This is a genomic window from Nocardioides albertanoniae, from assembly GCF_006716315.1.
GTDB lineage: Bacteria > Actinomycetota > Actinomycetes > Propionibacteriales > Nocardioidaceae > Nocardioides > Nocardioides albertanoniae.
This window is the reverse complement of sequence record NZ_VFOV01000001.1, coordinates 3,258,292-3,280,803: the sequence shown is the minus strand read 5'-3', so window position 1 is coordinate 3,280,803 and position 22,512 is coordinate 3,258,292. Positions and strand designations below refer to the sequence as shown.

The window sequence follows — 22,512 nt, the reverse complement described above, 5'->3', positions numbered from 1 at the left end:
AACGGTGGCTGAGGACCTGCTTGCTGATGCGGCCGAGCTCTACGGCCTGCCGCTGGCCGACTTCACCCCGCGGCGCGACGCGCGAGCGAAGGAGCTGAAGGGCACCCCGCTCGGGCCGGCCGTGAAGACGCTGAAGAAGCCGTCGACAGCGGCCTGGGTGGTGAACCTCCTGGTGCGCTACGAGACCGAGCAGGTCGAGCAGGTGATCTCCGTCGGCGCGCTGCTGCGCGAGGCACAGACGGGCATGGACGCCGGCCAGCTGCGCGAGCTCACCAAGCAGCGCCGTCAGCTCACCGCGGCCGTCACCACCCGGGCGCGGGGGCTGGCTCGCGAGCACGGGCTGCGCGTCACCGAGGCGGTGGCGACCCAGGTCGAGGGCACCTTCACCGCGGCCATGATCGACGCCGACGCGGCCCGGGCCGTACGCAGCGGCCTGCTGGTCTCGGCGCTCTCGGCCACCGGGGTCGACGCGGTCGACGCGGCCGCCGCGGTCGCCGTGCCGGAGGCGCTGGGCTTCGAGGTGCCCGAGGTCGTCCCGCCGCTGCCCGAACCGCTGCACGCCGTGCCCGATCTTCCCGACACGACCGCGCTCGACGAGGCGCGCGAGGCGCTCTCCGAGGCCGCCTCGGCGCTGTCCACCGCCGAGGCGAGCCGCGACGAGGCCGCGGCGGCCGCGAAGCAGGTCGAGGCACGGCTGCTCCAGGTGAGGTCGGAGATCGACGACGTACGCCGCCGACTGGCCGACCTGGAGGCGAACGCGCTCGAGGTCGACGACGATCTCACCGAGGCGGAGGAGGCTCGCGAGGCGGCGGAGTCCGCGGTGGTCGAGAGCCGCACCGCCCGCGACGATGCGGCTGCCGAGGTCGAGCGGCTCGGCGGGTAGGACCGAGGGCCGGAGCCGCGGACCGGATGATTGTGGAGTAATTCGATCTACTATTCTGATGCACGTGACCGAGACAGCGACCGACTCCGCCATCGCCGACCGCTACCGAGACCCGGCGATCGTCTCGCTGGCGGCGACCAGCCCGGTCGTCGAGCACCAGCTCAGGCACCGGTCGGTGCGCTCCTTCCTGGCTGACCCGGTCAGCGACGACCAGCTCACCGCGATCGTGGCGGCCGCGTCCTCGGCGCCGACCTCGTCGAACCTGCAGACGTGGAGCGTCGTCGCCGTGCGTGAGCCGGGCCGCAAGGAACGGTTGGCGCGGCTGGCCGGCGACCAGGCGTTCATCGAGGAGGCGCCCCTCTTCCTGCTCTGGGTCGCCGACCTGAGTCGTGCGCGAGGGTTGGCCGCTGCGGCCGGCGGCGGGGTGCGGGTGGCGGCGACCGATTATCTGGAGTCGCTCTTCCTCGGGGTCATCGACGCCTCGCTCGCCGCCCAGAACGCCATCGTCGCGGCCGAGTCGCTCGGCCTCGGCACGGTATGCGTGGGCGGTGCCCGCAACCACCCCGAGGAGATCGCCGCCGAGCTCGCCCTGCCGGACGGCGCCTTCGTGGTCTTCGGCCTCGCCGTCGGAGTGCCCGACCCCGACGAGCGGGCGGGGGTGAAGCCGCGGCTCCCACCTTCGGTGGTGCTTCATCACGAGACCTATGCGGCGCCGAGCGCCGAGGAGATCGCTGCCTACGACCAGCGGCTCAATGCCTACAACGCTGCCCACGGCCTCGGCGGCGGGTGGTCCGAACGCGTCCTCGCCCGGCTCGTCGGTCCTGCCAGCATGGCCGGCCGGCACCGGCTGCGCTCGCAGCTGCAGCGGCTCGGGTTCCCGAGCCGCTGACCGATCAGCTCCCGATGCTCTTCCGCATCCGGATCAGCGGCACGGGCGCTCCGCCCCGGTCGTCGGTGATCCGCTCCACCGGCTCGAATCCGTAGGCCCGGTAGAGCGGCTCGCCCGAGAGCGTGCCCATCAGCTCCAGGCTCGTGAAACCCTCCTCGGCCGCAGCGCGCACGCACAGGTCGAGGATCAGGCGCCCTACGCCGCGGCGGGTGAAGTCGGGGTTCGTGTACATCGCCCGGACACGCGCCGGGTCATGGGCCGGGTCCAGCTCGGCCGGTTCGCGGCCGGGGGTGTGGTCTCCGCCGTACAAGGTCGCTCGACGGCTCCAGCCGCCGCAGCCGGCGATCTCGGTGCCGTCCTCGATGACGAAGTAGGTGCCGTCCTCGATCAGCTGGGTGTCGATGCCCATCACCGTGCGGCTCGAGGCGATCTGGGCCTCGCTCAGGAATCCCTGCTGGAGCCGGCCGATCGAGGTGTTCATGATCGCGGTCAGGGCCGGGATGTCTGCTGGTGTCGCGATGCGGTGGGTGAATGGCACGGAGCGAGCCTGCCACGTCGGCCGGGGCCGATGACCGCGGTGTGTGGGACGCGGCCAAATGTGAGGTGCATCACGTCAGTTTGCTCAGATCTATTGACGCCATAAAACGATATCGATAACGTTTTCGTTCGAGTTCGCGCGAGCTCCGAGGTAGCACCACCGACCATCGCTCAAACCAGAGAAGAGGATCGATGATGACCCGAGTTCGAGTCAGACCCGTGCGTGCCCGGCTGGCCCGAAGAGCTGCCGGCCCCGTCTCCGTCGCCGCCATGCTGATCGCCGGCGGTGTCGCCGTCGTCGCCGCGGCCGGGCCGGCCCAGGCGGACGGCTCCACCCTCCAGGATGCGGCTGCCGAGTCCGGCCGCTACTTCGGCACCGCCATCGCGGCCAGCCGGATGTCGGATTCGCAGTACACCACCATCGCGAACCGTGAGTTCGACATGATCACCGCCGAGAACGAGATGAAGATGGATGCGACCGAGCCGTCGCAGAACCAGTTCAGCTTCTCCTCCGGAGACCAGATCGCCGACTGGGCCCTCCAGAACGGCAAGCGGGTGCGTGGGCACGCGCTCGCCTGGCACTCCCAGCAGCCGGGCTGGATGCAGAACATGGAAGGCAGCTCGCTGCGCAACGCGATGCTCAACCACATCGCCGGCGTCGCGGGTCACTACCAGGGCAAGATCTACGCCTGGGACGTCGTCAACGAGGCGTTCGAGGACGGCTCCTCCGGAGCCCGCCGCAACTCCAACCTGCAGCGCACCGGCAACGACTGGATCGAGGCAGCCTTCTACGCCGCTCGTGAGGCCGATCCCGACGCGAAGCTCTGCTACAACGACTACAACACCGACAACTGGCAGCACGCCAAGACGCAGGCCGTCTACAACATGGTGCGTGACTTCAAGTCCCGTGGCGTACCCATCGACTGTGTCGGCTTCCAGGCCCACTTCAACTCCGGCAACCCGGTGCCGAACAACTACCACGAGACCCTGCAGAACTTCGCCGACCTGGGTGTCGACGTACAGATCACCGAGCTCGACATCGCCGGCTCCGGCACCTCGCAGGCCGAGCAGTTCCGCGGCGTCACCCAGGCCTGCATGGCGGTGACCCGCTGCACCGGCATCACCGTGTGGGGAGTGCGTGACACCGACTCCTGGCGTGCGTCCGACACCCCGCTGCTCTTCGACGGCTACGGCAACAAGAAGCTCGCCTACGGCTACGTCCTCGACCAGCTCAACACCGCTGACGGGGGCTCGACCCTCTGATCCGCACAGAGCTCGGCCCCGGCTATGGAATCGCAGCCGGGGCCTTGCCCTGTGGTCCCAGCGCGTGAGCGTGCGGCGCGCTCAGGCCCACCCCTTCGAGCGGCCGACGGCCTCGGTCCAGGAGGCGTACGCCTCGTCGGCCGCCTCACGGCGCGACGCATCGGGTGAGAAGGTGCGATCCAGCGCCCAGGTCTCGCGGATCTGGTCGAACGAGTCCCACACGCCGGAGCCGAGACCGGCGAGGAACGCCGCCCCCAGGCCGGTGGTCTCGACGTAGCGGGGGCGGGAGACGTCGACGCCGAGCTGGTCGGCCTGCAGCTGGCAGAGCAGGTCGTTGGCCGAGGCGCCACCGTCGACGTTGAGCGAGACGATCGGCGTGGGCATGGTGGCCATCACGTCGCGCACCTCGAAGGTGATCGCCTCGAGGGTCGCGCGCACGATGTGGGCGCGCTTGGTGCCACGGGTGATGCCGATGATCGTGCCGCGCGCGTCAGGGTCCCAGTGGGGAGCGCCGAGACCGGTCAGCGCGGGCACGAACACGACCCCGGCCGAGGAATCGACGGTGCGAGCCAGCGCCTCCGTCTCGGCGGCGGAGCCGACGATCTGGAGGCCGTCGCGCAGCCACTGCACCGCGGCGCCGGTGACGAAGATCGAGCCCTCCAGGACGTAGGTCGTCTCGCCGTCGGGCGACATCCAGCCCGGCGAGGTGAGCAGCCCGGACTCCGAGCGCTGCGGCTGCGAGCCGGTGTTGGTCAGCACGAACGAGCCGGTGCCGTAGGTGCACTTGGAGTCGCCGATCTCGAACGCCGCCTGCCCGAACAGGGCCGCCTGCTGGTCGCCCGCGACACCGGTGATGGGCAGGGACAGATTGAGGAACGAGCGCGGATCGGTGACGACGCCGTCACCCCAGTTGGGGCCGATGTCGGCCAGCGCGTCGCGCGGCACCTCGAAGAGCGAGCACAGCTCGTCGGACCAGTCGTTGGTGCCGATGTCGAAGAGCAGGGTGCGCGAGGCGTTGGAGACGTCGGTGATGTGGTGCAGCCCGCGCGTCATCCGGGCGATCAGGTAGGAGTCGACGGTGCCGATCGCATAGCGGCCCGCCTCGACGTGCGCCCACGTGTGCGGCTCGTTGTCGCGGATCCAGGCCAGCTTGGTCGCGGTGAAGTAGGGGTCGAGGCGAAGCCCGGTGAGCTCTCGCACCCGGGCGTCGTGGGAGGCCATCGAGGAGCAGATCGAGGTCGTACGCCTGTCCTGCCACACGATCGCGCGCCGGGGCGATCCCAGCGTCTCCCGGTCCCACAGCACGACCGTCTCCCGCTGGTTGGTGATGCCGATGCTGACGAGGTCGTCGTTGCCGTAGCCCGCCAGGGCGGTGCGGCATGCCTCCAAGGTGGCCTGCCAGATGCCCTCGGGCACGTGCTCGACCCAGCCCGCCTGAGGGAAGTGCTGGTCGAACTCCTCATAGCCGCGGGCGGCGATCTCGCCCTTCTCGGTGACGACCAGCGCGGTCACGCCGGTCGTGCCGGCATCGATGGCGAGGATCGCGCTCACTTGGAGCCTCGCACGATGTCGAGGACGCGCTGGTCGACCCAGGACACGTCGTCGGCGACCCGCATCTCGTAGTTCTGCGTGGCCGCCCAGGTGTAGAAGTCCTTGGCGCCCTCCGCGGCCGCGAACGTCGCGAGCTCGGCCTCGATCTCCGGGCCGACCTGCACCTTCTCGGCCTCGGAGGGCGCGGTCAGGTAGAAGTCGTTGAGGTCGAGCAGCCGGGTCAGCTCGGCGACCGGGTCGGCGTGGTCGTCGATACGCAGGTCGGCGGCGATGTCGTCGTTGCCGCCGTAGCCGGCCTCGTCGCGCACCACCAGGATGGCCGCGCTCTGGCGGCCACGGCTGTCGCCGCCGGCCCTGTCGCCGGCCGCTAGCGCGGCGAGGAGCCGACGCTGCAACGGGGCGTCGGGGGAGGAGGCCAACCAAGCGGCCTCCATCTCCTCGACCACCTCGGGCCCGGTGAGGATGTTGCCCTGGATGGCGTAGCCGCCGTCGTCGGTGGACCCGGTGCGCGAACCCGCCCAGTCGAGGCAGGCCGAGCCGGTGTGGGAGGCCGCGTTGCCGTCGACGTCGACGACGCCGACCTGGCGGTGGTCGCGGCCCTCGTCCTCCTCCAGGAGGCGCTCGATCGCGACCGCGGCGGTCGCGCCCTCGTCCAGGTGGGCCAGGGCGAGGCCCTTGTAGGCCACGTTCGCCTCGGCCTGGGTGGCGATGGCGCCGACCCCTGCCACGGCCGCCGGGACGGCCGATCCGACGGCCAGGAACTTCGAGGCCACGGCCACGCCCCAGGTGGGTTCTCCGGTGACCGGATCGAGGGACTTTGCAACGATGGAGAACGTCATGCCAGCGACCCTAACCGCGATATTTCGACCGATTACGGCGTGTTGACGAATTGTCGTACACCTAACGGCGCCGGTGGGCTTTGATAGTCGGATCAGTTGATCTCTTTTCGAGCAGATGTCTCGAAATCTTTACCAGGAGAAAACATGAGCAACCTGGCGCAAGAGGAGACACCCGACCTCAAACGAGTCATGGGTCCCAAGCTCCTCCTCCTATTCATCGTCGGCGACATTCTCGGCGCGGGTGTCTACGCCGTCACCGGCCGCATCGCAGGTCAGGTGGGGGGAATCGCCTGGCTGCCGTTCCTCGTCGCCTTCGCGGTCGCCACCTTGACGGCCTACTCCTACCTCGAGCTCGTCACGAAGTACCCCCAGGCGGCTGGTGCGGCGCTCTACACGCACAAGGCCTTCGGTGTGCACTTCGTCACGTTCCTCGTGGCGTTCACCGTGGTCTGCTCGGGCATCACCAGCGCCTCGACCTCGTCGGGCATCCTCGCGTCCAACCTGTTGCTCGGATTCGACGTCAAGAGCGACGGGGCGACCTTGGTCGTCGCGCTGCTCTTCATGTGCCTGCTCGCGGCGATCAACCTGCGCGGCGTCGGCGAGAGCGTGAAGTTCAACGTCGTGCTGACCCTGGTCGAGCTCACCGCGCTGGCGATCGTCATCGCCATCGGGTTCGCCGTGATCGGCCGCGGCGACGCGGACTTCAGTCAGGTGACGGTCTTCGAGAGTGCCGATGACAAGGGCATGTTCATGGCGGTCACCGTCGCCACGGCGATCGCGTTCTTCTCGATGGTCGGCTTCGAGGACTCGGTCAACATGGTCGAGGAGACCAAGGACCCTGAGCGGATCTTCCCCAAGATCATGCTCACCGGCCTCGGGATCGCGGTCGTCCTCTACATGCTGGTCGCGGTCTCCGTCGTTGCGGTGATCCCGCCCGGCAAGGTCCTCTCGCCGACCAACGAGGACGCCGGCATCCTGATCGACGTGGTCAAGCTCGGTGCCCCCGGCCTGCCGATCGACTCGGTCTTCCCGTTCCTCACCGTCTTCGCGGTCGCCAACACCGCGCTGATCAACATGCTGATGGCGAGCCGACTGATCTACGGCATGGCGCGGCAGGGTGTGCTGCCGCCGGTGCTCGGCAAGGTGCTTCCCTCGCGGCGTACGCCGTGGGTGGCCATCGCCTTCACCACGGTCCTCGCGCTCGCGCTCATCACCTACGTCCGCCTGGGCTCGGAGAGCGCGATCGTGACCGCGCTGTCCGGCACGACCGGACTGCTGCTGCTCGCGGTGTTCGCGATCGTCAACGTCTGCTGCCTGATCCTGCGCCGCGACCCCGCCGGATCGTTCCGGGCGCCGACCTGGGTGCCCGCGCTCGGTGCTGTCTGCTGCGTCTATCTGCTCGGTCCGTGGGCGCGCCTGGAGGCCGACATGATCCAGTACCGGATCGCCGCCGGCCTCCTCGTCATCGGCATCGTCCTGTGGGGCCTGACCCGGATCTTCTTCAAGCCCGAGGGTGGCCACTTCGCAGACATCGAGCACATGGGCGACGAACCGGGCGACAAGGCGTAGCCGGTCGCGCCTGCCAGGGCCGGCGTACGTCCTCCACAGGACGTACGCCGGCCCTGCCCGTGTCTGAGATGACTTCGTAACAACCGGGTGATCCGCGTAGTCTGAGGCGCGTGAACGACGCCTTCCCCTCCCTCGAGCAGCTGCATGCCATCGGAGCCCTTCAGCAGCCGACCTATTCCGACCCGGCAGCGCTGGCCGCGGCCGTCGAGAAGCTGAGGAAGCAGCCGCCGCTCGTCTTTGCGGGAGAGTGCGACCAGCTGAAGGCGAACATCGCCGCCGCGGGCAGGGGAGAGGCCTTCATCCTGCAAGGAGGCGACTGCGCGGAGGTCTTCTCCGACGCCACCGCCGACAACACCCGCAACAAGCTGCGGGTGCTCCTCCAGATGGCGGTCGTGCTGACGTACGCCGCCTCGGTGCCGGTCGTGAAGATCGGTCGCCTCGCGGGCCAGTACGCCAAGCCACGATCCTCCGACACCGAGACCCGCGACGGTGTCACCCTGCCGGCCTACCGCGGCGACGCCGTCAACGGCTTCGAGTTCACCTCGGAGTCGCGCATCCCCGACCCGCAGCGTCTCCTCGACGTCTACCACGCCTCCTCCTCGACGCTGAACCTCGTGCGCGCCTTCACGACCGGTGGCTACGCCGACCTGCGCCAGGTGCACACCTGGAACTCCGAGTTCGTGCGCAACTCGCCCGTCGGCGCGAAGTACGAGGCGATGGGTGCCGAGATCGAGCGTGCGATCGCGTTCATGGAGGCCATCGGAGCCGACCCGGAGGAGTTCCACCGGGTCGACTTCTACTCCTCCCACGAGGCGCTGCTGATGGAGTACGAGCACGCGATGACGCGCATCGACTCCCGCACCGAGACGCCCTACAACGTCTCGGGCCACTTCGTCTGGATCGGTGAGCGCACCCGCCAGCTCGACGGTGCCCACGTGGAGTACTTCCGCCACCTCAACAACCCGATCGGCTGCAAGCTCGGCCCCACCGCGACCCCCGACGACGCGCTCGCGCTCGCCGCGAAGCTCAACCCCGACAACGAGGAGGGCCGGCTCACCTTCATCACCCGCTTCGGTGCGGGGAAGGTGCGCGACGGGCTGCCCGGGCTGGTCGAGAAGATCACCGCCGAGGGCGTCAACGTCACCTGGATCTCCGACCCGATGCACGGCAACACCTTCTCCACCTCCAACGGCTACAAGACCCGCCGCTTCGAGGACGTGCTCGACGAGGTGCAGGGCTTCTTCGACGTCCACCAGGCCCTCGGCACCATCCCCGGCGGCATCCTGGTCGAGAACACCGGCGACGACGTCACCGAGATCATCGGCGGCGGCGAGGAGCTCGACGAGGCCGGCCTCGTGCACCGCTACGAGTCCGTCGTCGACCCGCGGTTGAACCGGGTGCAGTCGCTGGAGATGGCTTTTCAGGTCGCGGAGATGCTTCGCTCGCGTTAGTCACGTGCGTCCCATGAATACCCGGTTGACCGGGTATTCATGGGCTTGACGGGCACTGAAACACCCTTCAAGTCCGAGTTTCACCGGTCGACCGGGTATTCATTCCCGAGCCCACGCCAGCTGCATGATCTCGTCGCCGTCGTGGAGGGTGCTGCGATTGTCGGTGTCGGTGAAGCCGGTGCGCTCGTAGAGACGCTGGGCGCGCCGGTTGTCGCTGCGGGTCCATACGCTGAGGCCCTCCCAGCCGCGTGACTGGAGGTCGCGGATCATCTCGGTGCCGACGTGGGAACCCCATAGCGCCGGGTCGACGAAGACCATCGAGATGTGGCCGAAGCCGGGCAGCGGGATGCCGTCGACGAGGTAGGTCTCGGCCAGCAGCATCCCGGCCGGGCGCGGCCCGTAGTGGGCCAGCAGCGCCAGCTCTGCGGTGTCCAGGTTGTCGCGAACCCTTCTGACCCGGGCATCGGTGGCGGTGCGCCGGCGCGCGGCGTTGGCCGCCCGCCAGATCTCGACGGCTTGGAGGCGCTGCTCGTCGCTGCCTATCTCGTCGACGATGATCCTGGGCAGAGCGCGACCTACAGCGTCATCAGCCAGATGCCGAGCACCAGCATCAGGATCATGAAGATGGCGCCCACCCACAGCAAGACGACCCAGGTCGAGGGATTGTCGTCGCCCTCGGAGGCCATCAACGAGGAGACGTACTGCTGCTGGGCGCCGTAGTCCTGCCCGGCGTCGTCGCCGTAGCTGAGGTCGTCGGCGTAGCCGTAGCCGCCCTGCCAGTCGTCGACACCCTCGGTCGAGTAGGCCTCCTCGGCGGTGTAGCCGGTCGCGTAGGCGGGCTCGGCGTCGTAGGCGGGCTCGGCGTAGGACGGCGCGGCCTGCGTCTCCTCGGGCGGCGCCCAGTGGTGGGCCTGGCCGTTCTTCTGCTCGTGGACGAGCATGCCCGAAGGCTGGACGAACGGCTTGTACGTCGTCTCGGCGGTCGTCTCGGCGACCAGCTCAGGCGCTGGCTCAGGCTCAGGCTCAGGCGCCGGCTCGGGCGCTGGCTCGGCCTCGGCGGTGGCATCGAAGACAGGTCCGGGTGCGGGTACCGGCTCCGGACCTGGCAGCGGCCCCGGCTCGGGCGCCGGACCTGGCTCGGGCGCTGGGCCGGGCTCCGGTGCGGGACCTGGCTCGGGCGGGACCGGCTGGGGCGCGGGGACAGGGTCCGGTGCGGGGCCGGGCTCGGGCGGGACCGGCTGGGGCGCGGGAACAGGGTCCGGTGTGGGGCCCGGCTCGGGAACCGGGTCAGGGGTCGGGTCGGGGAGGGGAGACGGCTCCGGGTCGGGGACCACGGCGCCGGCCGGCTCCGGCTGCGAGGACGGGGCCGGAGGCGGGGCGGTGGGAGGAGCGAAGGCGGATCGGACCGAGGTGGACCCGGAAGGCTCCTCCGAGCTGTCGAGCTCTTCCTCGACGTCGGACGAGGAGCGGAGCGAGGTGCGCCCGGTGGGCTCGTCGGAGTCGTCGGGCGTGCTCGCGGCCACCGACTGGGCAGGCCCGGGACGGTCGTCGTCACCGTAAGCGCTGATCCTCGGCAGGCTCAGCGAGGTCTGCTCGGCGTCGGTAGCGTCGTCCTCGACGGGTTCGGTCGCGGTCTCCTCGACCGGCTGCCGCCGAACGGTCGACCCGTTCGGCTCGTCGGTCTCGGGCGCGGCATCGTCGTTCGCAGCTGTGGACACGGGACGTGCCCCTTCCTCTACGTCGGTGGAGTCAGCCTCGGGCGCCTGGGGCTCAGGCACCGGGGCGATCTCGAGACCACAGGCCGGGCAGGTGGGCTGGCCGGAAAGCCGGCTGCCGCATTGTGCGCAGTTGGTCATGCCACCCCCATGGCGTCGAAGATCACTCCCGTGCAGCCCCAACACTAGATGACGAGGCCGAACCCAGGGCCGCTGACCGAATTTCGCGCAGCAACGGGATGTCGGGGTTCTCGGCGTCGCGCGAGCCCGGTGTCTCCAGGATGAACGGCACACCGGCGGTCGCCGGGTGGGCGAAGAGCTCCTCGAACGCCGTGGTGCCGATGTGGCCGCGACCGATCTGCTCGTGGCGGTCGAGGTTGTTGCCGCGTACGTCCTTGGAGTCGTTGGCGTGGATCAGCCGCAGCCGCCCCTCGCCGCCGATCTCGACGATCCGGTCGACACATGCCGTACCTCCGCCGGGCTCGTCGAGCGGCTCTCCGGCGGCGAAGACATGGCAGGTGTCGAGGCAGATGCCCGCCTTGGGGTGGAAGTCGACGGCACCCAGGTAGGCGGGCAGGTCCTCCACGCCGGCGCACAGCGAACGGCCCTGGCCGGCAGTCGGCTCCAGGAGCAGCCACGGGGCGTCGTCGGCCTCGACCTGGTCGAGCACGGGAAGCAGCGCCTCGCGCACCTGCTTCATCGCGGCGGCGTAGTTCTCGCTCGAGTCGCCCTCGGGCGAGACGAAGGAGCCGGTGTGGACCACGACGCCCTCGGCGCCGATCTCGGCGGCTCGCCGGAGGTTGTGCGCGACCACCGCGGCAGACTTCTCGTAGGTGGCGGGCGTCGGCGAACCGAGGTTGACCAGGTAGGGGGCGTGGATGAAGGCCCGCATCCCGCGCCGCTCGATCTCGGCGCGGAACGCCTTGTCCTCGGCCGGCTTGCCGGCCGAGAGCGCCCACCCGCGAGGGTTGCCGACGAAGATCTGCAGGGTCTCGCCGCCGACGGCGTCGGTGTTGGGGATGGCGCCGGAGGCGAGGCCCTTGCCGACCTGCACGTGCGTGCCGATCGGGTTGCGCTGCTCGGGGGTGAGCGGGGCGTTGGGGGAGTCGGGAGCAGTCACGGTCAGTTCAGCCAGATCGTGATCTCTGAGCCCGGAGGCAGCTCGCCCGAGGCGGGCTCCTGCCGGGTCACGAAGTTGAGGCCGAGGTGGAAGTCGTCGTTCTCCTCCTTGACCGTGAACCCTGCGGCCTCGAGGGTCGCCCGGGCGTCGTCCTTGCTGCTGCCGACCACGTTGGGCACCGGCACGGTGGGCGGAGCCTTGGCGACCACGAGCGTCACGGTGCCGCCCTTGGGGAGGGTGCCGGAGCTCGGGTTCTGGCTGAGCACGGTGCCCGGCTGGGCCTCCTTGCTCTCCTCCTCCTTGATCTCGACCTTCAGGCCGTCGTCCTCCAGCGACTCCTTGGCGCGATCGGCCTTGCGGCCGGTCCAGTCGACGATGTCGACCGGCGCCGGCCCCTTGCTGATCACCAGCACGATCGCCTTGCCGGGCCGCACCATGGTGCCGGGGCGCGGCTGGGAGTTGATGACGTGGCCCTCGGGGACCTTCTCGTTGAACTTCTCGACCGGATCGCCGACGGTGAGCCCGAGCTTCTGGATCACGTCTTGGGCGGCGTCGGCGACCATGCCCTTGACCTTGGGCACCGAATACTCCTCGATGCCCTTGCTCACGCTGATCTCCACCGTCGAACCGGGCAGCGCCTTCTCGCCGCGGCCGGGGTCGGAGTCGATCACCGTGCCCTTCTTGACGGTGTCGGAGAACTCGGTGTTGGCCGAGACGTCGAAGCCGGCGTCCTGCAGCTGCGTGGTCGCCTCCGCCCTGCTCAGACCGGCCACCGACGGCACCTGCTCGTAGCGGCCGTCGATGAACCACCACAGGCCGGCGGCCACGGCGGCGATCGCGACCACCACCGCTCCGATCGCGACCGGAGCCTTCCAGGCTCCGGACCTCGTGCGGCGCTGCTGCGGCTGCGAGGGGGTGGGGGCGATGCGTACGTTCTCCTCCGGCTCGGCCAGGGAGAGCCTGCCGGCGGCGGGGAGGCCCACGCCCGGAGGCGGGCCCGCCGGGCCGGCGGGACCGTTCGCCGTGGTCGCCGTGGAGCCGGCGGAGAGCGGAGGCAGCACCGCGGTCGACTCGGCGAGCGAGTCGTCGTGCGCCGAGTCGGGAGCGTCGGCCCCGGCGACGGCGGCGAGCTCCTCGGCGGCGGCTCCGGTGACCGCTCCGGCAGTGGTCGGCAGCGCCAGGTCGGCGGTGAGGTCGGGGTCGTCGAAGATGCCCGCCGACAGGGTCGCCATGACGCGGCTGACCATGCGCAGGAGCACGCCGGCGTCGGCCGGCCGCATCTCCGGGTCACGGGCGGTCGCACGAGCGACCAGGGCGTCGACGTACCTCGGCACCCCCGGCGCCGCCTTGGAGGGCGGCGGGATGTCTTCGTGCACGTGCTTGTAGGCGATGTCGACGGGGCTGGGGCCGCTGTGGGGCTTGCGGCCGGTGAGCAGCTCGTAGAGCACCACGCCCGCCGCGTAGACGTCGGTGCGCGGGCCCGACTTGGACTCGGTGACCGCCTCGGGGGCCAGGTAGGAGACCGTGCCGACCAGGGTGCCGGTGGTGGCGTCGCTGGAGTTGTTGGTCATCACGCGCGCCAGACCGAAGTCGGCGACCTTGACCCGCTGCGAGATCGAGGCGGCACCTGTGATGATGAGCACGTTCTCGGGCTTGATGTCGCGGTGCACGATGCCGATCGCGTGTGCTGCCGTCATCGCGCTCAGGATCGGCTCGATGTAGGCAAGCGCCTTCGCGGCGCCCAGCGGCGCCTGCGAGGCGATGGTGTCGCGCAGGGTGTGGCCCTCGATGTACTCCATCGCGAGGAAGGCGACGCCGTCGTCCTCGTCCTGGTCGTAGACGGCGACCACGTTGGGGTGGGAGAGCTTCGCGGCAGACCTGGCCTCGCTCACGAAGCGCTCGGCGAAGTTGCCCTCCTCGTCGAGGTCCTGATGCATGACCTTGACGGCGACGATGCGGTCCAGCCGGGTGTCATGGGCGACGTAGACCGTCGCCATGCCGCCCTTGGCGACCTTCTCGATGATCCGGTAACGCTCTCCGAGAGACTTGCCCAAAAGAGGGTCGGAAGCGGTAGCCGAGCCTCCGCCGTAGCGCCCGCTGGCGCCCTCGCGGGGGTCCGCTTCACTAGCCACGCGTTCCTCCTGTCTCCGGTTGGGGAAGTATTCCGGACCGGGCAATGGTACGGACCAGCGGGTCCTACTCACGACTTTCCGGCACACGTGCCCTGGCCGGTAATGTGATCGTTATGACTGAGCCTCGGCTGGCAGACCACGATCTGAGCGTCCTCGTGGAAGAGTGGATCGACTGGGCGACGGCTGCGTCACTGCTCGGTGTGACGGTGGGCAAGGTGCGCACCATGATCCGCGAGCACGAGCTCGCCGCGGCGGTGCCTCCCGGCATGAAGGGGCAGCACATCCCGGCCCTGTTCATCCAGGACGGGCTGCCCGTCAAGGGGCTCGGCGGCCTGCTGCACGTGCTCCACGACGGCCGCTACGAAGACCGCGAGATCATCGCCTGGCTCTTCCTCGACGACGACCTTCCCGGGCGGCCGATCGACGCGCTCCGCGAGAACCGCGGGTCGGAGGTCAAGCGTCGGGCCCAGGCCATGGCACTCTAGGGCGACCTGGAACCGACCCTCGGGAGCGCGCTGACGTGAAGATCGCCGACGTGAAGATCAGCACAGTGCTCGCCGCGGTGCTGACCGCGCTGCTGATGGCGCTGTTCGCCGGATGCGGAGCTGCCTCCGACGGCGGGGGCGGCCAGACCGGCACCGACCCCGACAGCGGGTTGGCCTGGATCGCCGAGTCCGACCTGCCGCCCGAGGGCACCGAGACGCTCGACCTGATCGATGCCGGCGGTCCGTTCCCCTACCCCGGCAAGGACGGCACGACGTTCGGCAACCGCGAGGGCATCCTGCCCGAGGAGCCGTCGGGCTACTACGAGGAATACACCGTCCCCACGCCCGGCTCCGAGGACCGGGGCGCGCGGCGTATCGTCGCTGGCGAGGGCGGAGAGTTCTACTACACCGAGGACCACTACGAGTCGTTCTCGCGGATCGACCGGGAGTGATGGCAATGAGCGAGCGTAAGCGAGCGACCACGAGCCTCGGGCCGCCACGTCCGTATGCTTGCGCTACGGAGGTGGCGGAATGAGCGGACTGGCAGGTCTCCTGGCCGGGCGGATCGAGCCCGGCGTCTACCGGTGGCACGCGGAGTCGGCGGCCGCCGACCTCACCGAGTCCGTCGCCGTCGCCGGCTGGTCGCTGGCGCAGATCCGCGAGGTCGCCGAGACCAAGGCCGACGTGCTCGGCGCCATCGGCACCGCCCTGGGCTTCCCGTCGCACTTCGGTCGCAACCTCGACGCGCTGTGGGACTCGCTGCGCGACCTCTCCGCCCCCACCGTGCTGCTGTGGGAGACGTGGGGAGCGGCTGCGTACGCAGATCGTGCGGGCTTCGACAAGATCCTCGGCGTGCTCCGTGACCGTGCCGCGGAGATCTCCGAGGACCGGCCCGCCTTCACCGTGCTGCTGCGCGGCGACGGCCCCGAGACCGATCTGGCCGAGCTGGGCTGAGCCCCGGCCGCTCCAGGTCGCCGGGTCGCGGGGTCGCTGGGTCTCCTGATCAGCCCACCCGGACGGTGCGGGTGGGATAGCCGCTGGCCCCGTCGGGCGCCGGCGGCGCCTCCTGAGCGGTCTGCGGGGTGCCGGTGCGGTCGGTCGCCCTGGCCTGGATCCGGTGCTCGCCCTCGGTCGCGTCCCAGCGGTAGGTCCACTGTCGCCAGGTGTCGATGCTGTCCTCGGTGGCCAGCGTCGCGCTCTGCCAGGGCCCGTCGTCGATGCGCACCTCCACCTTGTTCACCCCGCGGTGCTGCGCCCACGCGACGCCGGCGACGACGCGTTCGCCGGGCATCAGGTCGTCGCCGGGGAGGTCGATGCGGCACTCGGTCTTGATCGGCCCCTGTGCGGACCAACCCCGCTCGGACCAGTAGGCGCTGAAGTCGTCGAAGCGGGTGACCTCGAGCTCGGTGAGCCACTTGGTAGCCGAGACGTAGCCGTAGAGACCCGGCACGACCATGCGCACGGGGAAGCCGTGGTCGCGGGTCAGGGGTTCGCCGTTCTGGGCGATGGCGAGCAGGGCGTCGCGGCCGTCGGTGAGCGCCTCGAGCGGCGTGCCGATGGTGATGCCGTCGGCGCCGGTGGACTTGACCGCGTCGGCACCCGGATCGACGCCGGCGCGCTTGAGGACGTCGCGGATGCGTACGCCGGTCCAGGTCGCGTTGCCGATCAGGTCGCCGCCGACCTCGTTGGAGACGCAGGCGATCGTCACCCGGCGTTCGTAGAGGGGCATCGCGAGCAGGTCCTGATAGGTCAGCTCGACCGGGGTCTCGACCATGCCGTGGATCTTCAGCCGGTAGTCGGCGATGTCGACACGAGGAGTGAGCAGCGCGATGTCGATCCGGTAGAACTCGTCGACCGGGGTCAGGTAGGGGGTGATGCCGTCGACGCGGAGCGCGGCACCTTCCGGGAGGGGCACGGCGGGGGAGACGGGCGTCGGGATGCCTACCGTCGTCGTCGGGACGCGGCGGCCGGTGACGACCTTCGCGCCGATCCCGCCGGCGGCACCCACCGCGGTCACCGCCGCGGCGGCGACGAGGAACCCGCGACGGTCGAAGCCGTCGGGCGCTTCGGCTTCATCGCGGTCGGCGCCGGCCTCGCGCAGGCGCCGGGTGAGCAGGACGAGGGTGGCGATGCCGACTGCCAGGCCGATCATCAGCGCGACGATCCCCATGGCTCCGTTGCCCGCCCGGTCGGCCACGAGGGCGGCGACGTCGACCGCCCCGAGGAGCAGCAGCAGCGCCGCGCAGAGCGCGGGGCGGCGTACGGCCAGGGCGCCGGCCGCGCCGAGGAGGGCCAGCGTGACCAGGGCGACGCAGGCCAGCAGGACCGGCTTGTCGGCGGTGCCGAAGGTGGCGACCGCGGCCTCCTTGAGCCAGCGCGGAGTGAGGTCGATGACCCGGTCGCCGAGCGCGAGCAGGGGAGAGGCGCCGCGGACCAGAGCCGCGATGAGCTCGGCGATGCCGAGGCCGAGCACGCCGGCTGCGATGCCGGCGACGGGGCCGTTGTCGAGGCGTCCGAGGCGGTTGCGGGGTGTCATGGTGTGGGTTCGTGGCCGATCGTCGGTCGGATGGGCCAATCCTCCCACTCCTCGGCAACGAACCCTGGTCGAGAATGAGCTGTGTTGAATGACCTGGGCCGAAAGGGGTTGTGCGTGCGGCGAACGCTGCGGGTCGTGGACGAGTCGTCCGCGGGCCCCGACGACGTGGACCCGGCGGAGGCGATCGCCGCGGTCGCCGGAGGTGACCTGGACGCCTTCGGACGGCTCTACGACGCCCTCGCCCCGCTCGTCTTCGGCGTCGCCCGGCGAGTGGTGCGGGATCCGTCGCGGGCCGAGGAGGTGACCCAGGAGGTGTTCACCGAGGTGTGGCGGCACGCGGCTCGGTTCGATCCCGCTCGGGGGAGCGTACGCACCTGGGTGCTGACGATCGCGCACCGGCGCGCGGTCGACACGGTGCGCTCCTCCCAGGCCGCGAGAGCACGCGAGGAACACGTCGCCCAGCGCGAGCCGATGGTGGACGCCGGCCCGGAGGAGGCGGCGGTGACGGTCTCGGAGCACGAAGGCGTACGCCGCTGCCTGGAGTCCCTCACGCCGCTGCAGTCGCAGGCTGTGCGACTGGCCTACTACCAGGGCTTCACCTACCGGGAGGTCGCGGAGATGCTCGGGCGGCCGCTGCCGACGGTGAAGACGCGGATGAGAGACGGGTTGATCCGGCTGCGGGACTGTCTGACCTATGGAGAGCTCGAGAAGGAGAGTGGAGGCTCGTGATGGCGCCTGAGGTGCATGGCCTGGTCGGGGCCTATCTTCTCCACGCGGTGGAGCCGGGCGAGAGCGCTGACTTCGAGGCGCACCTCGCGCTGTGCTCGGAGTGTCGCGAGGAGGTCGACTCGCTGCGCGCGCCGACGGCGGCGATGGCCGAGAAGGTCGCCGCGACACCTCCGGCGTCGCTGCGCGACAGAGTGGTTCGGCAGGCCTCGGAGACGGCCCAGCTTCGGCCCGAGGTCGCCGGGGAACGGCACCGGCGCCGCTGGTGGCTCGCCGGCGTGGTGGCAGCGGCCGCCGCGCTGGTCATCGGTGTCGGCGTCATCGTCGGGGTCGACGTAGGCGAGGATCCTGCGGCCACGACGACCGCGGCCGAGGTGCTGGCGGCCCCGGACGCGACGATGCACAAGGAGATGACCACCGACGGCGAGCTGATGGTCGCGATGTCGCCCGAGATGCACATGGTCGCCGTCGACACCGCCCGTCTCGAGCGCCCCGCCGGGATGACCTACCAGGTCTGGTGGCACACCGAGGCCGGCATGGAGTCCGCCGGTGTGCTCGAGGAGAAGATGGCTGTCGCGGTGCCGGTGGAGGACGGCGACCTCATGGTCACCATGGAGCCGATGGGCGGCTCGGAACGACCCTCCGAGACGGTGCTCCTCCAGATGCCGGCCGAGCGTCTCTAGATAGTCCAGGGCCCGCTCAGGTCAGACGCTGCGTTGCGTCGCGGCGACGGCGAGAGCGCGAAGGGTGGTGGCGGCGCGCTGGTCGAGGAGCCCCGAGGCCCGGGCGTCGGCCAGGGCGGTGAGGCCCTGGTCGGCGAGCTCGGTGATGGTCTTCTCGACCTGCTGCTCGGCGCCGGAGGAGGCGATGATCGTACGCAGCCGGGTGACCTCGTCGTCGCGCAGCTGCTGGCCGAGGGAGCGGTCGAGGAGATCGGCGTCGGCGGCGGCCGACCCGGCGAGCGCGAGAGCGATCAGCACGGTGCGCTTGCCTTCGACGAGGTCGTCGCCGGCAGGCTTGCCGGTCACCGAGGGGTCACCGAAGACGCCGAGGAGGTCGTCGCGGAGCTGGAAGGCCTCGCCGACGGGGAGCCCGTAGCCCGAGAGCGCCTCGATCTGGGCGGGGGAGGCGCCGGCCAGCGCGGCGCCGACGTGGAGCGGGCGCTCGACGGAGTACTTCGCGGCCTTGTAGCGCACCACCTTCATCGCTGCCTCGACGTCAGCGGCCCCACGCGCCTGGACGGTGATGTCGAGGAACTGGCCGGCGACGACCTCGCTGCGGGTGTGGTCGAAGACGCCGAGAGCCGCGCTGGTCTCGGCTGCGCCGAACCCGGCCGTACGCAGCATCTCGTCGGCCCAGGTCAGCAGCAGGTCGCCGAGGAGCACCGCGGCGGCGTCGCCGTAGGCGCGCGAACGGCCCGGCCAGCCGGCGGCCGCGTGGTCGGCCTCGAAGGCACGGTGGGCTGCCGGTGCGCCGCGCCGGGTGTCGGAGTCGTCGATGACGTCGTCGTGCACGAGCGCGGAAGCCTGGAGCAGCTCGAGCGCAGCAGCGGCTCGGATGAGCGACTCCTCCTCGGCTGCCGAGCGCGAGGGCCGCACCGCGAGGAAGCCCCAGTAGCAGAAGGCGGCGCGCAGCCGCTTGCCTCCGGAGGTCGACTCGCGGGCCCGGCGCAGCAGCGGCTCGACCTCGTCGCCGAGCGGAGCGAGCCGCTCGATCTGGGTCGCGAGGAAGGTGTGCACGGCCTCCTGGACGCGACGGCGGAATTCATCGGCGTCCCATGTTTCATTCACCCTCTGAGCCTAGGCCACTCACTACGATGGCCCGATGGTGACTGGACGTGGACGATCCCTGGCAGAGCTGATCAGACATGGTGAGCGTTCGTTCTCGTTCGAGTTCTTCCCGCCGAAGGACGAGGCCGGCGAGGAGCAGCTGTGGAACGCCGTGCGTGCGCTGGAGCCCTACCGACCGACGTTCGTGAGCGTCACCTACGGAGCCGGCGGGTCCACCCGCGACAAGACCGTGGCCATCACCGGCCGGATCGCCGCCGAGACCGAGCTGCTGCCCGTCGCTCACCTGACCTGCGTGGGCCACACCCGTGACGAGGTCGCGGACATCCTGGACGCCTACGCCGCGCGTGGTGTGGCCCATGTGATGGCGCTGCGTGGCGACCCTGCCGAGGGCCCGCGTGCGGAGTGGACGCCGACAGCCGGCGGTCTCGACTACGCCGTCGACGTGGTGCGGCTGGCCAAGGAGCGCGGCGACTTCCGCATCGGCGTGGCCGCCTTCCCCGAGGGGCACCCGGGCGCCGAGTCGATCGAGGCCGACGCCGACGTGCTGGTGGCCAAGGCGCGGGCAGGTGCCGAGTTCGCCGTCACCCAGATGTTCTTCCGGGCCGAGGACTACTTCGGTCTCGTCGACCGTGTCCGTGCCCGTGGCGTCGACATCCCGATCCTGCCGGGCATCATGCCGATCCTGAACCTCGCCGCCATCCGCCGCCAGAGCGAGCTCATCGGCGCCGAGGTGCCCGAGGCGATCGTCGAGCGCATCACCGCCGCCGGCCCCGAGGCCGCCGACATCCGCGCCGAGGGCATCGCCGCCGCCGCCGAGCTGTGCCAGGAGCTCCTCGACGGCGGTGCGCCCGGCCTGCACTTCTACACGCTCAACCGCTCCAAGGCGACGCTGGAGATCTTCGCCAAGCTCAACGTGACGGTCTAGACGGCAGGCTCAGACGGGCAGGCTCAGGCGAGCGGGCTCAGGCGGGCCCGATCGTCTGTGCGACGAGAGAGGCGGAGAGCCCCGCGAAGGGCAGCCCGGAGCCCGGCGTGGCATGGGCTCCGGCGGCGTACACGCCTTCGATCGGGGTGCGGGGCCCCAGACGTTGGAAGACGGTGTCGCGCCCGGCCCACTTCACGCCGAGCGGCGACCCGTTCCAGCGGCGTACGAGCTCGGCGGCGCCCAGGTCGACACGGTGCACGACGTGCTCACGCACATCGATCTTGTGGCGCGCCAGCGCGAGCAGGACGTCCTCCATCAGCTTGCCGTAGGAGTGGATCGTCCAGGCGTGATGCCCTGCGGGCGCCTGCCCGCGGGTGCGTACGACCAGGGTCGGGTCTCCGTGGAGCACCAGCTCGTCGGGCAGGTCGACCAGGTGCTCTGGCAGCGAGTCGAGCCCGAGGTGGAAGGTCATCGGCGGGATCGCCGGCATCGTACGATCGACGAACGGCCGCAACGTCGGCAGCGCGCGCGGGTCGAAGGCGACCACCACGGCTCCGTCGTGACCGAGGTCGATCTCGCCGGCCGTGGTGCTCACAGCGACCGCCCGCCCGTCGCGCACGACGATGTCCTCCACCCGGGTCGCGGTTTCCACCGAGACCCGGCGCGTGGCCATCCGGGCGGCGAGCACCTCGGCCACGGTGCCCATCCCGCCTTCTACGCGCCACGCGCCGAAACGCTGCTCGAGGTAGGCGGTGAGCCCCGCCCAGGCAGGTACGTCGCGCAGCTGCTGCCCGGCGGTGACGAACGGGTGCGAGGCGACCAGTCGGAGGCGCTCGTCCTTGAACGTCTTGCGCAGCCGCTTGTGGAGCGTCTCGCGGGACCGGAACCGCTCGGCGACGGCCGAGGGGAGCGCCGCCGGCTCCCAGGGCACCTCGAAGTAGTGGGCGCGCAGCACCTCCCAGTCGTCGCTGAACCGAGCGACGTAGTCGGTCCATCGCTTGCCCATGCCCGCGCCGAGCTCGTCGAAGGCGGCCAGCTGGGCGCCCCGGGTGCCGCCGGGCACCGCGACCGAGGTCTTGTCGGTGAAGCGGTGCTCGCGCACCACGTCGAGCGGCACCAGCTCGAGCTCACGCTCGGCGGGCCGACCGGACTTGCGGAACAGGTCGCGCATCACGGCCGGCAGCAGGGTCGAGGTCGCGGACGCGTCCCAGGCGAACCCCTCCTCGCGCACCGGCACCAGCGCGCCGCCGAGCTCGCCCGTGGCTTCCAGCAGGGTCACCGAGTGGCCGAGCTTGGCCAGCCTCGCGGCACTGGCCAGACCGGCGTATCCGCCCCCGAGGACGACGACGGCGCTCATCGGGCGGGATAGGGCTGGGTGGAATCGTCCGAGCGTGGGCCCTCAGGACCCGGTGGGCCTCCGCGTCTGCCGCGCCGGGTCAGCTTGCGCCAGCCGCCGCGTACGGCACGGACGAGCAGGTAGACCAGCACCAGTCCGGCGACCAGCAGCACGCCGGCCACCGCGGCAGCGGCGAGGGGGTGCTCGGTCGCGAACCAGACCACGCCGAGGACGACCGCGTCCTCGACGACGCTGACCACGGAGTTGGAGACCGGCTCGGGGGAGGAGTTGACCGCCAGCCGCTCGCTCGCCTTGACCAGGTGGGACATCAGCGCCGAGGTGCCGCCCACGACGCCACCGACGGCCTCGTCGAGCGAGTCGGCCTCACCGGCGAGCAGCACCCCGATCACGGCGCCGATCGTCGGCCGGATCACGGTCGAGATCGAGTCCCAGGTGGAGTCGATGTAGGGCACCTTGTCGGCGACGAACTCGACGGCGTAGAGCAGACCCGCGCCGATCAGCACCGGCCAGGTACCGAGCACGTCGGGGATAGACTCGGCCCCCGTCGTACGCTGGACGACACCGAGCACCAGCACGACCAGGTAGGCGTTGATGCCGCTGGCCCAGCCACTGGAGAAGGTCAGCGCGAGAGATTCCATGTGAGACATCTTCGCTCACGTGGTCGTGGGCGGGCCGTACGAGATCCCGCTATTTACCTCGGTTGTGCCCCGTGCGGCAGAATTGGCCGCTGAAACGGAGCAAGGA

At 70.5% G+C, this 22,512-nt stretch carries 22 protein-coding genes; 11 read left to right on the top strand and 11 right to left on the bottom strand.

Translation table 11 applies throughout. From position 1 onward, the window contains the following. Positions 1-4: 4 nt before the first annotated feature. A complete protein-coding gene (locus tag FB381_RS15750; protein WP_170225179.1) occupies positions 5-883 on the top strand; it encodes a hypothetical protein in 879 nt (292 codons plus the stop codon). 64 nt (positions 884-947) lie between these two features. Then, positions 948-1,772 carry an NADPH-dependent oxidoreductase gene (locus FB381_RS15745; protein WP_211352456.1) on the top strand — a complete coding sequence of 275 codons (825 nt, stop codon included), beginning with the start codon at positions 948-950 and terminating at the stop codon, positions 1,770-1,772. Between the two features lie 4 nt (positions 1,773-1,776). On the opposite strand, the gene FB381_RS15740 is transcribed toward FB381_RS15745, so the two are convergent. After that, positions 1,777-2,310, bottom strand: coding sequence for a GNAT family N-acetyltransferase (locus tag FB381_RS15740; protein ID WP_211352455.1), 534 nt, complete (start codon positions 2,308-2,310; stop codon positions 1,777-1,779). A gap of 194 nt (positions 2,311-2,504) precedes the next feature. Between FB381_RS15740 and FB381_RS15735 the strand changes: the two genes are divergently transcribed. Then, positions 2,505-3,572 (top strand): glycoside hydrolase family 10 protein, encoded by a 1,068-nt coding sequence (locus tag FB381_RS15735; RefSeq protein ID WP_246088143.1) that lies wholly within the window; start codon positions 2,505-2,507, stop codon positions 3,570-3,572. Between the two features lie 81 nt (positions 3,573-3,653). On the opposite strand, the gene FB381_RS15730 is transcribed toward FB381_RS15735, so the two are convergent. Both FB381_RS15730 and FB381_RS15725 read right to left on the bottom strand, forming a co-directional pair. Beyond that, positions 3,654-5,123 carry an FGGY family carbohydrate kinase gene (locus FB381_RS15730; RefSeq protein WP_141781158.1) on the bottom strand — a complete coding sequence of 490 codons (1,470 nt, stop codon included), beginning with the start codon at positions 5,121-5,123 and terminating at the stop codon, positions 3,654-3,656. Next, entirely contained in the window at positions 5,120-5,962 is an 843-nt protein-coding gene (locus tag FB381_RS15725) for a DUF1028 domain-containing protein (RefSeq protein WP_141781157.1), read from the bottom strand. Before FB381_RS15725 ends, FB381_RS15730 begins: the two co-directional genes overlap by 4 nt. A gap of 144 nt (positions 5,963-6,106) precedes the next feature. Between FB381_RS15725 and FB381_RS15720 the strand changes: the two genes are divergently transcribed. Together FB381_RS15720 and FB381_RS15715 are read left to right on the top strand one after the other, a co-directional pair. Next, entirely contained in the window at positions 6,107-7,531 is a 1,425-nt protein-coding gene (locus tag FB381_RS15720; protein WP_141781156.1) for an APC family permease, read from the top strand. A 110-nt stretch (positions 7,532-7,641) separates the two neighbouring features. Further along, positions 7,642-8,982, top strand: coding sequence for a class II 3-deoxy-7-phosphoheptulonate synthase (locus FB381_RS15715; protein ID WP_141781155.1), 1,341 nt, complete (start codon positions 7,642-7,644; stop codon positions 8,980-8,982). Positions 8,983-9,081: 99 nt separating this feature from the next. Here FB381_RS15715 and FB381_RS15710 read toward each other — a convergent pair whose 3' ends face one another. From FB381_RS15710 to pknB, 4 genes are all read right to left on the bottom strand, one after another. Continuing rightward, complete coding sequence (locus tag FB381_RS15710) at positions 9,082-9,621, bottom strand: GNAT family N-acetyltransferase (protein WP_246088142.1); 540 nt, start codon at positions 9,619-9,621, stop codon at positions 9,082-9,084. Then, complete coding sequence (locus FB381_RS24470; protein ID WP_141781154.1) at positions 9,558-10,700, bottom strand: hypothetical protein; 1,143 nt, start codon at positions 10,698-10,700, stop codon at positions 9,558-9,560. The genes FB381_RS15710 and FB381_RS24470 overlap by 64 nt, the downstream gene beginning before the upstream one ends. A gap of 160 nt (positions 10,701-10,860) precedes the next feature. Further along, positions 10,861-11,817, bottom strand: a complete 957-nt coding sequence (locus FB381_RS15700) for a deoxyribonuclease IV (protein WP_141781153.1) — start codon at positions 11,815-11,817, stop codon at positions 10,861-10,863. 2 nt (positions 11,818-11,819) lie between these two features. Beyond that, entirely contained in the window at positions 11,820-13,949 is a 2,130-nt protein-coding gene (gene pknB / locus FB381_RS15695; RefSeq protein WP_246088141.1) for a Stk1 family PASTA domain-containing Ser/Thr kinase, read from the bottom strand. A gap of 113 nt (positions 13,950-14,062) precedes the next feature. Between pknB and FB381_RS15690 the strand changes: the two genes are divergently transcribed. The 3 genes from FB381_RS15690 (at position 14,063) to FB381_RS15680 (ending at position 15,388) form a co-directional block, all read left to right on the top strand. Continuing rightward, on the top strand, positions 14,063-14,434 hold the full coding sequence (locus FB381_RS15690) for an Rv2175c family DNA-binding protein (RefSeq protein WP_141781151.1): 372 nt from the start codon (positions 14,063-14,065) through the stop codon (positions 14,432-14,434). A gap of 50 nt (positions 14,435-14,484) precedes the next feature. Continuing rightward, entirely contained in the window at positions 14,485-14,886 is a 402-nt protein-coding gene (locus FB381_RS15685; protein ID WP_211352454.1) for a guanyl-specific ribonuclease, read from the top strand. Positions 14,887-14,965: 79 nt separating this feature from the next. Beyond that, positions 14,966-15,388 (top strand): barstar family protein, encoded by a 423-nt coding sequence (locus tag FB381_RS15680; RefSeq protein WP_141781150.1) that lies wholly within the window; start codon positions 14,966-14,968, stop codon positions 15,386-15,388. A gap of 49 nt (positions 15,389-15,437) precedes the next feature. Here the strand turns inward: FB381_RS15680 and FB381_RS15675 are convergent, their stop codons facing one another. After that, positions 15,438-16,970 carry a molybdopterin-dependent oxidoreductase gene (locus tag FB381_RS15675; protein ID WP_141781149.1) on the bottom strand — a complete coding sequence of 511 codons (1,533 nt, stop codon included), beginning with the start codon at positions 16,968-16,970 and terminating at the stop codon, positions 15,438-15,440. 114 nt (positions 16,971-17,084) lie between these two features. Between FB381_RS15675 and sigK the strand changes: the two genes are divergently transcribed. After that, entirely contained in the window at positions 17,085-17,699 is a 615-nt protein-coding gene (gene sigK, locus FB381_RS15670) for an ECF RNA polymerase sigma factor SigK (protein ID WP_246088140.1), read from the top strand. Continuing rightward, positions 17,699-18,379 (top strand): anti-sigma factor, encoded by a 681-nt coding sequence (locus tag FB381_RS15665; protein WP_141781148.1) that lies wholly within the window; start codon positions 17,699-17,701, stop codon positions 18,377-18,379. The genes sigK and FB381_RS15665 overlap by 1 nt, the downstream gene beginning before the upstream one ends. 21 nt (positions 18,380-18,400) lie before the next feature. Here FB381_RS15665 and FB381_RS15660 read toward each other — a convergent pair whose 3' ends face one another. Then, the gene (locus FB381_RS15660; protein ID WP_141781147.1) at positions 18,401-19,486 is read right to left on the bottom strand and encodes a polyprenyl synthetase family protein; all 1,086 of its coding nucleotides are present in this window, start codon (positions 19,484-19,486) and stop codon (positions 18,401-18,403) included. A 34-nt stretch (positions 19,487-19,520) separates the two neighbouring features. Here FB381_RS15660 and metF point away from each other — a divergent pair, with 34 nt between their 5' ends. Beyond that, positions 19,521-20,411: a methylenetetrahydrofolate reductase [NAD(P)H] gene (gene metF / locus FB381_RS15655; protein ID WP_141781146.1), complete on the top strand. Its 891-nt coding sequence runs from the start codon at positions 19,521-19,523 to the stop codon at positions 20,409-20,411. Between the two features lie 37 nt (positions 20,412-20,448). Here the strand turns inward: metF and FB381_RS15650 are convergent, their stop codons facing one another. Both FB381_RS15650 and FB381_RS15645 read right to left on the bottom strand, forming a co-directional pair. After that, positions 20,449-21,768 carry a phytoene desaturase family protein gene (locus FB381_RS15650; protein WP_141781145.1) on the bottom strand — a complete coding sequence of 440 codons (1,320 nt, stop codon included), beginning with the start codon at positions 21,766-21,768 and terminating at the stop codon, positions 20,449-20,451. Then, positions 21,765-22,406 (bottom strand): DUF4126 domain-containing protein, encoded by a 642-nt coding sequence (locus FB381_RS15645; RefSeq protein WP_141781144.1) that lies wholly within the window; start codon positions 22,404-22,406, stop codon positions 21,765-21,767. Before FB381_RS15645 ends, FB381_RS15650 begins: the two co-directional genes overlap by 4 nt. Positions 22,407-22,512: the final 106 nt, after the last annotated feature.